8 protein-coding genes are annotated in these 12,641 nt (G+C 66.4%); 7 read left to right on the forward strand and 1 reads right to left on the reverse strand.

All coding sequences use genetic code 11. From position 1 onward, the window contains the following. Nucleotide 1 precedes the first annotated feature (1 nt). A complete protein-coding gene (locus EB75_RS02700) occupies nt 2-1,567 on the forward strand; it encodes an acyl-CoA carboxylase subunit beta (protein ID WP_168175966.1) in 1,566 nt (521 codons plus the stop codon). Nucleotides 1,568-1,724: 157 nt separating this feature from the next. After that, a complete protein-coding gene (locus tag EB75_RS02705) occupies nt 1,725-2,651 on the forward strand; it encodes an alpha/beta fold hydrolase (protein WP_073693931.1) in 927 nt (308 codons plus the stop codon). 116 nt (nt 2,652-2,767) lie between these two features. On the opposite strand, the gene EB75_RS02710 is transcribed toward EB75_RS02705, so the two are convergent. Continuing rightward, entirely contained in the window at nt 2,768-4,006 is a 1,239-nt protein-coding gene (locus EB75_RS02710) for an HNH endonuclease (RefSeq protein WP_073693932.1), read from the reverse strand. Between the two features lie 415 nt (nt 4,007-4,421). Between EB75_RS02710 and EB75_RS02715 the strand changes: the two genes are divergently transcribed. The 5 genes from EB75_RS02715 (at nt 4,422) to EB75_RS02735 (ending at nt 12,631) form a co-directional block, all read left to right on the forward strand. Beyond that, complete coding sequence (locus EB75_RS02715) at nt 4,422-8,069, forward strand: nitrate reductase subunit alpha (RefSeq protein WP_073693933.1); 3,648 nt, start codon at nt 4,422-4,424, stop codon at nt 8,067-8,069. Between the two features lie 42 nt (nt 8,070-8,111). Continuing rightward, nucleotides 8,112-9,707 (forward strand): nitrate reductase subunit beta, encoded by a 1,596-nt coding sequence (gene narH / locus EB75_RS02720; RefSeq protein WP_082761695.1) that lies wholly within the window; start codon nt 8,112-8,114, stop codon nt 9,705-9,707. Beyond that, on the forward strand, nt 9,704-10,390 hold the full coding sequence (gene narJ / locus EB75_RS02725) for a nitrate reductase molybdenum cofactor assembly chaperone (RefSeq protein ID WP_061006215.1): 687 nt from the start codon (nt 9,704-9,706) through the stop codon (nt 10,388-10,390). Before narH ends, narJ begins: the two co-directional genes overlap by 4 nt. Next, the gene (narI, locus tag EB75_RS02730; RefSeq protein WP_064861186.1) at nt 10,387-11,130 is read left to right on the forward strand and encodes a respiratory nitrate reductase subunit gamma; all 744 of its coding nucleotides are present in this window, start codon (nt 10,387-10,389) and stop codon (nt 11,128-11,130) included. Before narJ ends, narI begins: the two co-directional genes overlap by 4 nt. A gap of 103 nt (nt 11,131-11,233) precedes the next feature. Next, the gene (locus EB75_RS02735) at nt 11,234-12,631 is read left to right on the forward strand and encodes a nitrate/nitrite transporter (protein ID WP_073693934.1); all 1,398 of its coding nucleotides are present in this window, start codon (nt 11,234-11,236) and stop codon (nt 12,629-12,631) included. Nucleotides 12,632-12,641: the final 10 nt, after the last annotated feature.

Below are 12,641 nucleotides of genomic sequence, written 5' to 3' on the forward strand. Positions count from 1 at the left end.
AGTGTCCGAAACGCGCAGCCCTTCCACTACGGCTGAGAAGCTCGCCGAGCTTCGCGAAAAGCTGGAGCGCGCAGCCGATCCCGGTGACGAGAAGGCCAAGGCGCGCCGCGACAAGAAGGGCATTCCCTCGGCTCGCGCCCGCATCCACGCGCTTGTCGATCCGGGCAGCTTCTTCGAGATCGGCGCCCTCTGCAAGACGCCGGGCGACCCGAATGCGTTGTACGGCGACGGTGTGGTGACCGGCCACGCCACCATCGACGGCCGTCCCGTCGCGGTGTTCAGCCACGACCAGACGGTGTTCCAGGGCTCGGTCGGTGAGATGTTCGGCCGCAAGGTTGCGAAGCTGATGGAGTGGGTGGCCATGGTCGGCTGCCCGATCATCGGCATCAACGACTCGGCCGGCGCCCGCATCCAGGACGCGGTGACCTCGCTGGCGTGGTACGCCGAGCTGGGCCGCCGGCACGAGATGCTGCGCGGTACCGTGCCGGAGATCTCGATCATCCTGGGCAAGTGCGCCGGTGGTGCGGTGTACTCGCCGATCCAGACGGACCTGCTGGTGGCCGTGCGCGACCAGGGCTACATGTTCATCACCGGCCCGGACGTCATCAAGGACGTCACCGGTGAGGACGTGACGTTCGACGAACTCGGTGGCGCGGACATCCAGGCGCAGCGTGGCAACATCCACAAGGTCGTCGAGGATGAAGCGGCCGCCTTCCAGTACGTCCGTGATTACCTGAGCTTCCTGCCCGCCAACACGTGGGACGATCCGCCGATCGTCAACCCGGGCCTGGAGCCCGAGCTGACGCCGAGCGACTTCGAGCTGGACAAGATCGTGCCGGACGCCGACAACGCCGGCTACGACATGCACGACATCCTGCTGCGCATGTTCGACGACGGCGACATCTTCGAGATCGCCGACCAGCGTGCTCCGGAGATGATCACCGCCTTCGCCCGGGTCGACGGGCGGCCGGTCGGCGTCATCGCCAACCAGCCGCTGTTCATGGCCGGTGCCATCGGCAACGAGGCCTCCGACAAGGCCGCCGGGTTCATCCGGTTCTGTGACTCCTTCAACCTGCCTTTGGTTTTCGTCGTCGACACCCCCGGTGCGCTGCCGGGTGTCGCCGAGGAGACGGGCGGCATCATCAAGCGCGGTGGCCGCTTCTTCAACGCCATCGTCGAGGCCGACGTGCCGAAGGTGACGTTCGTGATCCGCAAGGCCTACGGCGGTGGCTACGCCGTCATGGGCTCGAAGCAGCTGTCTGCCGACCTGAACTTCGCCTGGCCGACCGCGCGTATCGCGGTGATCGGTGCCCAGGGTGCGGCGCAGCTGCTGGTCAAGCGCTTCCCGGATCCGACGGCGCCCGAGGTGCAGAAGATCAAGGCGGACTTCATCGAGGGCTACAACGCCAACATGGCGATTCCGTGGACGGCGGCCGAACGTGGCTACATCGACGCGGTGATCCAGCCGCACGAGTCCCGGTTGCTGCTGCGCAAGTCGCTGAAGTTGTTGCGCGACAAGCAGAAGCACGACCGTATCGCGCGCAAGCACGGCCTGACGCCACTCTGATCTCTCGCGAGCTGACTCAAATGTCCCCCGGCACACAGTGTTTGGGGGACATTTGCGTCCGGCGGCCGATGTTTGCGGCGGGGCCATTGTGGGTAGTGCCAGATCGTCAGCGACGGTCGTCGCAGGATGACACTCTTCGTACCAAGGCGGTTGACGCATGGCATTGACGGAATCGCGTAGCGGGCAGGCTCGAAACGGCGAAGCGGTGACCGACACCGACGCCGGTGTGCTCCCGCCGGTCCCGGACCGAACGCGCCGCGCCTTCTGGTGGCTGGAGCGGTTCGCGCCGGCGATCGGGGCCCGCTGGGCCACCGAATTGTGGTGCACGGTGCCGGATGTCGACCTGAGCACCAAGATGCCGCCCGGTCTGCCGGACAGCACGCCACTGGAAGCGTCGTGGGACGGCCACCGCATCGCCGGGCAGTCGTGGGGCTCGGGTCCGCTCGTGTACCTGGTACACGGTTGGGGCGGGTGCCGGGCGCACATGGCGGTTTTCGTCAAACCCCTTGTCGCGGCGGGATATCGGGTCATCGCCTTCGACCTGCCCAGCCATCACGACTCCGAGCCGGGAGCGCTGGCGCCGGGCCGCACCACCATCGTCGAGTGCGCGGAGGCGGTACGGGCCGTCATCGCTCAGCACGGTCCGGCGCATGCCGTCATCGGTCATTCGCTGGGTGCGAAGTCGGCTGCGCTGGCCGCGGCGCGCGGTGCACAGACCGGGCTTTTGGTGTTCCTCGCGCCGATGGGCGACTTCACGTGGTACCTGGACGCCTTCGCTGAACGGCACAACTTCGGGCGGCGGATCCGGGATCGCCTGCACCGGCGTCTAGATAGACGGCTCGGAATGCCGCTGCTGGACACCGACATCACCGCGTCGGCCGTGCACGCCGGCGACCGGCCGCTGCTGCTCATCCACGACCCCGATGATCCGGACAGCCCGTATTCGTCCAGCACCGAGATCGCCGAGGCCTGGCCGGGCGCGCGCCTCGAGACCACGAAAGGTCTGGGCCGGCTCGCGCACTACCGGATTCTGCGGCACCGCCCGGCGATCACCGCGGGCGTCGATTTCATCGGAACACCCTAGATCGCTGCTGGATTCGCGGCTCTGATGTTCGCGCGGCGGATGCGAATTCCACCCGCCGCGCGAACATGAGGGCCAGGCTCACTATTGAGTTGTCAAGGTGCACAACGCTTTAGGTGTTATGCGGCGTGGTCGAGTCGCATGGTGCGGCGGTTGTAGGCGGGTATTGGTTTTCGCTGCGGGTCGACGGTGGCGGGTGGGATGAGCCAGGGGTGTTTGTCCATTCCCATGACGACGTCCCAGCGGTCGTGGTGCACGTTGGCGTGGCAGGCCGGGCAGAGTAGGCAGCCGTTGCTCAGTGATGTTTCGCCGTGGTGGGTCCAGTGCACGATGTGGTGGGCGTGGGTGCGTCCGGGTGGTGCGCCGCATTTGATGCAGCACTGGTCGCGGTGATACAGCGCTTTGCGTAGATGGGGCGGGAACAGCCGTTTCTCCCGCCCCATGTCCAGGGGTACCTGTTCGCCGTCGACGATGATCGTGGTGACGGTGGTGTCGCAGGTGAGCCGGTCCAGGGTCATGGTGCTGATCGACCCGATGAATTCCAGCGTGGCCAGGTCCGGGGTGTCGGCGGGCACCGACAGCAGCAGCTGGGTGCGCGGCGCGCTGGCGGTGTCGCCGCCGCGGGCGGCGATGTCCAGCACCGCCTCCAACGCATCAGCCCGGCGCCTGCCCGCCGACCGCACGTCGGGGCTGCCGTCGGGTTCGGGTCGTGGTGCTGAGTGTTCTTCCATCGCGGCGATGTATTTGGCGCCGACTTCGGCGTCCAGGTCCGCGCGGACCTGGACCCGCCCGTCGGAGGTGACGCGGTGCTCGACGGTGTTGATCGACCGGTCTTCGGCCGCAGGCAGCCCGCCTTCAGCCGCGGCGTGCCGGTTGCCGAGCCGCCGCGCCCGATTACCGATCTCAGCCGGCGTCGCCCCCGAGAAGAACTGCCCCAGTAGGTCGGCCAACTGGACGAAGCGAGCCTCCTCGTCGACCGGTCCGGGTGCGCGGGCGTGGATGTGGTTGATGCCCTTGACGATCGCGTCGACATGCTCACCGGAGATCGCGCCGTCGCCGGCATGCGCCGCTAGGGTTGGCAGCGACGGTAGCGCGGCACCGACCCGGATCAGCCGTTCGGCCACCGAGGGTGCACACCCCAGCGACATCAGGAGTTCGCGCGGCGACCGGCCCTGCGATGCCGCCACGCCCAACCGGTCCAGCACCCCGGTCACCGTCGCGGCGAGATGGTCGACCACGCCCCGGATCAGCAGCAGCAGCCGCGTGACGTTGACGGCGTCCTCGCCCGACATGTTCTCGGGGATGGCCACGCCGCGCAGGTGGTCGAGGAGTGGGTTGAGATCCGGTGCGATTCCCATAACACAGTGTATCGAACAAACGTTCGAACGGCAAGGGTGATTTTCACGTCGGTGCGGGACATATCAGGACGTCCGTGACGGTGCCGGTGGCCTGTCTTTGGCGGGAATCCATCGTTCCGAGTACCGGCTGCGGTTTGTTACCGCGCTGATAAACATTCCGGATCGCGACCCCTCGGCAATGTGACGGGCGACGCACCGCGCCGCTCCGCGTTTACCCTGATCAACAGATCACCGCAGGTAGAACCCGCGATGCCGAAATCGCCTCTGTTTCATGACATGACAGCCCTGTTAACGCGGTCGCACAGGCACGGAGGGGGCATGTGCGTTCTTTTGACAGCCTTCTGACCGGCTCTAACCTTATGTTCCGACGGCTCGAGAGGAGGGCTTTGTGGCCGAGTTGGCAGGAAGCCCGGCGATGGCCGGCGACGCGTTGTTGCGGTTGTCCAAGTATTTTCACCGCGGTGAAATCTCCGGCGACCAGCGCACGATTCACAAGGTCGGCGGGCGATCGGCGGACGACTTCTATCGCGACCGCTGGGCACACGACAAGGTGGTGCGCTCCACGCACGGCGTGAACTGCACCGGTTCGTGCTCGTGGAAGATCTACGTCAAGGACGGCGTGATCACCTGGGAGTCGCAACAAACCGACTACCCGTCGATCGGCGCCGACAAGCCTGAATACGAGCCGCGCGGCTGCCCCCGCGGCGCGTCGTTCTCCTGGTACACGTATTCGCCTGCGCGCGTGCGGTATCCGTACGTACGCGGTCTGCTGCTCGACTACTACCGCGAAGCCAAAGAGCGGCTGAACGACCCGGTGCTGGCGTGGGCCGACGTCGTCGAGGACCCGGTGAAGGCCAAGGCCTACAAGTCTGCCCGCGGCCGCGGCGGCTTCGTCCGCGCGGAATGGTGGGAGGCCGCCGAGATCGCCGCGGCCGCCCACGTCTACACCGTCAAGACCTACGGACCCGACCGCGTGGCCGGGTTCTCGCCGATCCCGGCCATGTCGATGGTGAGCCATGCCGTTGGGGCGCGGTTCATTTCGCTCATGGGCGGGTCGATGCTGTCGTTCTACGACTGGTACGCCGACCTGCCGGTGGCGTCGCCGCAGGTGTTCGGTGACCAGACCGACGTGCCCGAATCCGCCGACTGGTTCGACGCCGGCTACCTCATCATGTGGGGCTCGAACGTCCCCGTCACCCGCACGCCTGACGCGCACTACATGACCGAGGCCCGCTACCGCGGCCAGAAAGTCGTTGTGGTGTCACCGGATTACGCCGACAACACCAAGTTTGCCGATGAATGGCTGCCGGCCCGCCCGGGCACCGACGCCGCGCTCGCGATGTCGATGGGCCACGTCATCCTCAAGGAGTTCTTCGTCGAGAAGAACACCCCGTACTTCACCGACTACGTCAAGAAGTACACCGACCTGCCGTTCCTGGTCGCACTGACCGAGCGTGACGGCCGGCTGGTCCCCGGAAAGTTCCTCACCGCAGCGGATCTCGGCGGCGAACACGCGGACACGGAAGCCGCGGTCTCCAAACCGGTACTGCTCGACGCCGACGGCACCCCGGTGGTGCCCAATGGGTCCCTGGGCCATCGCTTCACCGCCTCCGGTGAAGGGAAATGGAATCTGGACCTGCAGGGGGTCGACCCCCTCCTCACGCTGCACGGTGGCGCCAATGATGTCGCTACCGTTGCACTCCCTCGGTTCGACACCGACCAGCCCGGTGTGCTGGAACGTGGGGTGCCCACCAGAATCGTTGCGGGCCAGCGGGTCACCACGGTCTTCGATCTCATGCTGGCACAGTATGGCGTGGCCCGTGACGGCCTGCCGGGCACCTGGCCGGCCGGTTACGACGACGCCACCGAGCCGTACACCCCGGCGTGGCAGCAGGCCATCACGGGCGTTCCGGCCCAGGCCGCCGAGCGTATCGCGCGTGAATTCGCCGACAACGCAGAGCGTTCCAAGGGGCGCTCGATGATCCTCATGGGTGCCGGCACCAACCACTGGTTCCATTCGGATCAGATCTACCGCTCGTTCCTTTCTCTCGTCATGCTCACCGGCTGTCAGGGCGTCAACGGCGGCGGCTGGGCGCACTACGTCGGCCAGGAGAAGTGCCGTCCGGTAACAGGCTGGGGCACACTGGCATTCGGTCTGGACTGGCAACGCGCACCGCGTCAGATGCAGGGCACCGTGTTCTGGTACCTGGCCACCGACCAGTGGCGCTACGACCGGTTCACCACCGAACCGATGACGTCGCCGCTCGCCACCGGCACGCTGGCCGGCCGGACGGCGGCCGACAACATCGCTCTCGCGAGCCGGCTGGGGTGGATGCCGAGTTATCCCACGTTCAACCGCAATCCGCTGGACCTGGCCGACGAGGCCGAGCGTCAGGGCAAAGACGCGGCGCAGCATGTGCTCGACGGCCTGAAGTCCGGGCACCTGCAGTTCGCCTGCGAGGACCCGGACGCCCCGGAGAACTTCCCGCGCTGTCTGACGGTGTGGCGGTCCAATCTGCTGGGCTCGTCGGCGAAGGGCAACGAGTACTTCCTCAAGCACCTGCTGGGCGCCGACAACAACGTAGCGGCCAGCGACGAGGACGGAGTGCACCCGCAGGACGTGCGCTGGCGCGACGAGGCGCCGGCAGGGAAGCTGGATCTGTTGCTGTCCCTGGACTTCCGCAACACCAGTACCACCTTGTACTCGGACATCGTGCTCCCGGCCGCCACGTGGTACGAGAAGCACGACCTGTCGAGCACCGACATGCACCCGTTCGTCCACGCCTTCTCGCCGGCCATCTCGCCGCCATGGGAGACCAAGACCGACTTCGACGCCTTCCACCGGATCGCCCGCGGCTTCTCGTGGTTGGCCGAGAAGCACCTGGGTAAGCGCAAGGACATCGTCGCGATGCCGCTCGCACACGACAGCTCCGACGCCACCGCCCAGCCCGGCGGAAAGGTCCTGGACTGGAAAGCCGGTGAATGCGAACCGATTCCGGGCAAGACCATGCCGCGGTTGGTGACGGTGGAACGCGACTACCCGGCGCTGGCCGACAAGATGGCCGCGCTCGGCCCGCTGGTGGAAACCCTGGGCCTGACGGTCAAGGGCGTCACCACGCACCCCGACGCCGAGGTCGAATACCTGGCCGGCGTCAACGGGGTGTCCGATCGCGGCGTCGCGGCGGGACGGCCGTCGCTGGCCAAGGACACCCACGCGGCCGAGGCCATTCTGGCGCTGTCCGGCACCACCAACGGCCGCCTGGCGGTGGAGGGCTTCGAGGCCCTGCAGCGCCGCACGGGGACCGAGCTCGTCGACCTGGCTGCCGAGAACGAAGGCAAGCGAATCACCTTCGCGGACACGCAGTCCCGCCCCATGCCGGTCAACACGTCACCTGAGTGGTCGGGTTCGGAGACCGGTGGCAGGCGCTACTCGCCGTTCACCATCAACACCGAGCGGCTCAAGCCCTGGCACACGCTCACCGGGCGCCAGCACTTCTATCTCGACCACGACTGGATGGACGAGATGGGGGAGCAGTTGCCGACGTTCCGTCCGCCGCTGGACATGACGGCACTGTTCGACGAACCGGCGGTCGGTGACACCAGCGGTGGCATCACCGTGCGTTACCTGACGCCGCACTCCAAGTGGTCAATCCACTCGGCGTACCAGGACAACCTGTACATGCTGACGCTTTCGCGTGGTGGACAGGCGATCTGGATGTCGGATGTCGACGCCGCCAAGATCGGGGTCAAGGACAACGACTGGATCGAGTGCACCAACCGCAACGGTGTGGTGAATGCCCGCGCGATCGTCAGCCACCGGATGCCCGAGGGTCTGGTCTTCATGTACCACGCCCAGGACAAGGCGGTGGACGTGCCGCGTACCGAGAAGACCGGTAAGCGTGGCGGTATCCACAACGCCCTGACCCGCATCATGATCAAGCCGACGCACTTGATCGGCGGCTATGCCCAGCAGTCCTTTGCGCTGAATTACCACGGCCCCACCGGAAATCAGCGCGACGAGGTGACGACCATCCGTCGCCGTTCGCAGGAAGTCGAGTACTGACATGACCGGATACGAAGCTCGCGGAGTAGACCAATGAGAGTCATGGCCCAACTGGCGATGGTGATGAACCTCGACAAGTGCATCGGCTGTCACACCTGCAGCGTCACCTGCAAGCAGGCGTGGACCAACCGTAGCGGTGTCGAGTACGTCTGGTTCAACAACGTGGAAACCCGTCCCGGACAGGGATATCCGCGCCAATACCAGGACCAGGAACGCTGGAAGGGCGGTTGGACGCTCAACAAGCGCGGCAAGCTCACGCTCAAATCGGGCTCCCGGTTCAAGCGGCTGCTGAACATCTTCGCCAACCCGGACCTGCCCACGGTCAGCGACTACTACGACCCGTGGACCTACGACTACGACAACCTCCTGTCGTCGCCGCTGATGGACACCACACCCGTGGCGCGGCCCAAGTCTCTGATCACCGGGCAGGACACCAAGGTCACCTGGGGCGCCAACTGGGACGACGACCTCGGCGGCGGACCCGAGCAGGTCGGGCGGGATCCGTTGCTGGCCAAGGTCGAAGAGGTCAGTCAGAAGGTCAAGCTCGAATTCGAGCAGACGTTCATGTTCTACCTGCCCCGCATCTGCGAGCACTGCCTGAACCCGGCGTGTGCTGCGTCGTGCCCGTCGGGCGCCATCTACAAGCGCGCAGAGGACGGCATCGTCCTGGTGGACCAGGACAAGTGTCGCGGCTGGCGCCAGTGCGTCACCGGTTGCCCGTACAAGAAGATCTACTTCAACCACAAGACCGGCAAGGCCGAGAAGTGCACGTTCTGCTACCCGCGTGTCGAGGTCGGCATCCCGACCGTCTGTTCGGAGACGTGCGTCGGCCGGTTGCGGTACATCGGCGTCATGCTCTACGACGCCGACAAGGTGCTGGAAGCGGCGTCGGTCACCGATGACAAGGACCTCTATCCGTCTCAGCTCGGCGTGTTCCTCAACCCGCATGATCCGCGGGTGGTCGCCGAGGCCGAGCGCGCCGGCATCTCACCGGAATGGATTGAGGCCGCGCAGAATTCACCGGTCTACCGGCTGATCGTCGACTATCAGGTGGCGCTGCCGCTGCACCCGGAGTACCGCACCATGCCGATGGTCTGGTACGTCCCGCCGCTGTCCCCGGTGGTCGACATCCTCAAGGAGACCGGCCACGACGGCGAGAACAAGAACAACCTGTTCGGCGCCATCGACACCCTGCGCATCCCGATCGAGTACCTCGCCGAGCTGTTCACCGCGGGGGAGGTCGGGCCGGTTCGGGCCTCCCTGCAGCGGTTGGCCGCCATGCGCGCCTACATGCGGTCGGCCAACCTCGGTGAGGAGTTCGACGAGACCATTCCCGAGTCGGTGCGTCTCACCGGCGAGGAGATCGAGTCGATGTACCGGCTGCTGGCCATCGCGAAATACCAGGACCGGTACGTCATTCCGAGCGGTGCCGGTTCCGACGCGCACCGTCTCGACGCTATCGCGACCGGCTGCAGCCTCGACGGTGACGGTGGCCCGGGGATGTCGGCCTTCGACGCGATGGCCGACAAGTTCCACCTCGTCGACACCAACAGCGCTGTGCCGAAGGATGATCCGACGCGCGTCAATCTGCTCAACTGGGACGGGCGCAGCCCTGACGGGCTGGTGCCGACCCGATGAAGCTCCTGTCCCTGGGGCGCCGGACGGCGACCGGTCCTGACCTGTCCGAGCATCAGCAGCGCCTCGTGTGGCGCGTCACTGCGCTGTTGCTCGACTACCCGACCGCCGAAACAAGCGCGCTCACAGATGAATTGGCGGCGGCTGCGGGCGAACTGCCCGAGCCGATCCGTACCCACGTGACCGACTTCCTGCGGTACTTCTGCGAGACGGACGCGACCGAGCGTGCCACCCGTTACGTCGAGACGTTCGACATGCGCCGGCGGGCCAGCCTGCATCTGACGTATTACGCCTACGGTGACACCCGTAAGCGCGGGATGGCGCTGCTGCGGTTCAAGCACGCCTACCGGCAGGCGGACATCACCATCGGCGACGAAGAGCTGCCCGACTACCTGCCGCTGGTGCTGGAATTCGCGGCCACCGTGGACCAGGCGCGTGGCGAGCGCCTCCTGGCCGAGCACGTCCCGGTACTCGAACTGCTCCGGCTCTCGTTGCAGGACAGCAATTCTCCGTACGCCGGTCTACTGGCCGCGGTCCTGGCGACCCTGCCGCCGATCAACACCGCCGACCGTCGGCGCATCACTGAACTCGCCGCCGACGGTCCGCCCGAGGAGGACGTCGGCTTGGACCCGTTCGGCATGGATCCGATGATGATGGATCCGGCCCTGGCTGGAGGGCGACGATGACCAACCTCTTGTGGATGACGTTGCCGTACATCGCTTTCACGTCGTTCGTGCTGGGGCACATCTGGCGCTACCGGACCGACCAATTCGGCTGGACCACCCGGTCGTCTCAAATCTACGAGAGCCGACTGCTGCGGCTGGGCAGCCCGCTGTTCCACTTCGGCATCCTCGGTGTATTGGGCGGACACGTTGTCGGCCTGCTGATCCCGGAGTCGTGGACCTCGGCGGTCGGCATTTCCGAGCACACCTACCACCTGCTGGCGATCGGCATGGGCGCGCCGGCCGGGTTCGCGGTGATCGCGGGCGCCGCCATCCTGCTGTACCGCCGCACCACGGTGCCGGCGGTGCGTGCCGCCACCACTGCCGGCGACAAGCTCATGTACCTGCTGCTGGTCGGCGCCCTGGTCACCGGCATGGTCAACACCCTGGGCAATGTCTTGTCGGCGTACAACTACCGGGAGACGGTATCCCCTTGGCTGCGTAGCCTGTTCACGCCGCATCCCACGCCCGAGTTGATGTCGACCGCGCCGCTGTCGTTCCAGGTTCACGTGCTCATCGTGTTGGCGCTGTTCGGTATCTGGCCCTACACGCGGCTGGTGCACATGTTCAGCGCCCCCGTCGGTTACCTGGTGCGGCCGTACGTCGTCTACCGGAGCCGGGATCCGCAGCGCGCGAGCAACAGTCGGTACGCGAAGGCCTGGGTGACGCCGCAGGCACCGCCGCCACGCAACCGTTGGGTGTGAGCCGGGTCTCTTCACAGCTCGGCCGCGCGGCAGGTGAGTGAATCGTCACCACCGGGTCATCGCCCGGAGCGTCGGGGAAACATGAAAACTCTACGTTTGCAGTATGTTTCGATCGCGGACCATCACCGACTGGAACCCTGAAGACATCGTTGCCTGGGAAGCCGGCAACAAATTCGTCGCCCGGCGGAACTTGATCTGGTCGGTGATCGCGGAGCACATCGGGCTCTCGGTGTGGACCATGTGGTCGGTCATGGTGCTGTTCATGCCGCAGTCGGTGTACGGCTTCACCGCCGGGGACAAGTTCCTGCTGGCGGCCACCGCGACGCTCGTCGGTGGCTGCCTGCGCATCCCGTACACGATGGCGACCGCGACCTTCGGTGGCCGCAACTGGACCGTCTTCTCCGCGCTCGTCCTTTTCATTCCGACGCTGGGCAGCATGTGGCTGCTGGCCCACCCCGGACTCCCGTTGTGGCCGTACCTGGTGTGTGCGGCACTCGCCGGTCTCGGCGGCGGCAACTTCGCATCGTCCATGACGAACATCAACGCGTTCTACCCGCAGCGGCTCAAGGGCTGGGCGCTCGGAATCAACGCCGGTGGAGGCAATCTCGGTGTCCCGGCCATCCAGGTCGTCGGCCTGCTGGTGATCGCCGTCGCCGGCAACCGTGCGCCCTACTGGGTGTGCGCGATCTACCTGGTCCTGCTGGCCGTGGCGGCGGTCGGTGCCGCGGTGTTCATGAACAACCTTGCGCAGCATCGGATCGATTCCGGCGCCATGCGCGCCATCTTGACCGAGTCCGACACCTGGAGCATCGCGTTCCTGTACATCGGCACCTTCGGCTCGTTCATCGGCTTCTCGTTCGCCTTCAGCCAGATCCTGCAGATCAACTTCGTCGCCGGTGGCCAGACCGCCGCGCAGGCGGCGCTGCACGCGGCGCAGATCGCGTTCGTGGGTCCGCTGCTCGGTTCGGTGGCTCGGGTCTACGGCGGTAAGCTCGCCGACCGCATCGGCGGTGCCCGGGTGACCGTGGCGGCCTTCGCCGGCATGATCCTCTTTGGTGCACTGCTGATTTCGGCGTCGACGTACCACGACCACACCGGCGGCGCTGTCGACGCGGCCACCCTGGCGTGCTTCATCGTGGGCTTCGTCGCGCTGTTCATCCTGTCGGGCATCGGCAACGGTTCGGTGTACAAGATGATCCCGTCGATCTTCGAGGCCCGCAGCCACGCCGTGGTGGGTAGCGAGACCGACCGGCTGAACTGGTCGCGCGGAATGTCCGGTGCCCTCATCGGTTTCGCCGGCGCCATCGGCGCGCTCGGGGGCGTAGGCATCAACCTGGCGCTGCGGCAGTCCTACCTGTCCAGCGGTTCGGCCACCGCTGCGTTCTGGGTCTTCGTCACGTTCTACGTGGCGGCACTGACCCTGACGTGGACCCGCTACATCCGCACCCCGCTGACTGTGGTCGCGCCTGCGTCACCGGCCGAGGCCGTCAGCGTGGCCTGAGCCGGCCGTT

This window comes from Mycobacterium sp. ST-F2, assembly GCF_001905655.1.
GTDB lineage: Bacteria > Actinomycetota > Actinomycetes > Mycobacteriales > Mycobacteriaceae > Mycobacterium.

Bases quoted from the DNA above. Each gene is read 5' to 3' on its own strand.
- EB75_RS02705 (WP_073693931.1), top strand. From the start codon at position 1,725: ATGGCATTGACGGAATCGCGTAGCGGGCAGGCTCGAAACGGCGAAGCG.
- EB75_RS02710 (WP_073693932.1), bottom strand. From the start codon at position 4,006: ATGGGAATCGCACCGGATCTCAACCCACTCCTCGACCACCTGCGCGGC.
- EB75_RS02715 (WP_073693933.1), top strand. From the start codon at position 4,422: ATGGCCGGCGACGCGTTGTTGCGGTTGTCCAAGTATTTTCACCGCGGT.
- narH (WP_082761695.1), top strand. From the start codon at position 8,112: ATGGCCCAACTGGCGATGGTGATGAACCTCGACAAGTGCATCGGCTGT.
- narJ (WP_061006215.1), top strand. From the start codon at position 9,704: ATGAAGCTCCTGTCCCTGGGGCGCCGGACGGCGACCGGTCCTGACCTG.
- narI (WP_064861186.1), top strand. From the start codon at position 10,387: ATGACCAACCTCTTGTGGATGACGTTGCCGTACATCGCTTTCACGTCG.
- EB75_RS02735 (WP_073693934.1), top strand. From the start codon at position 11,234: ATGTTTCGATCGCGGACCATCACCGACTGGAACCCTGAAGACATCGTT.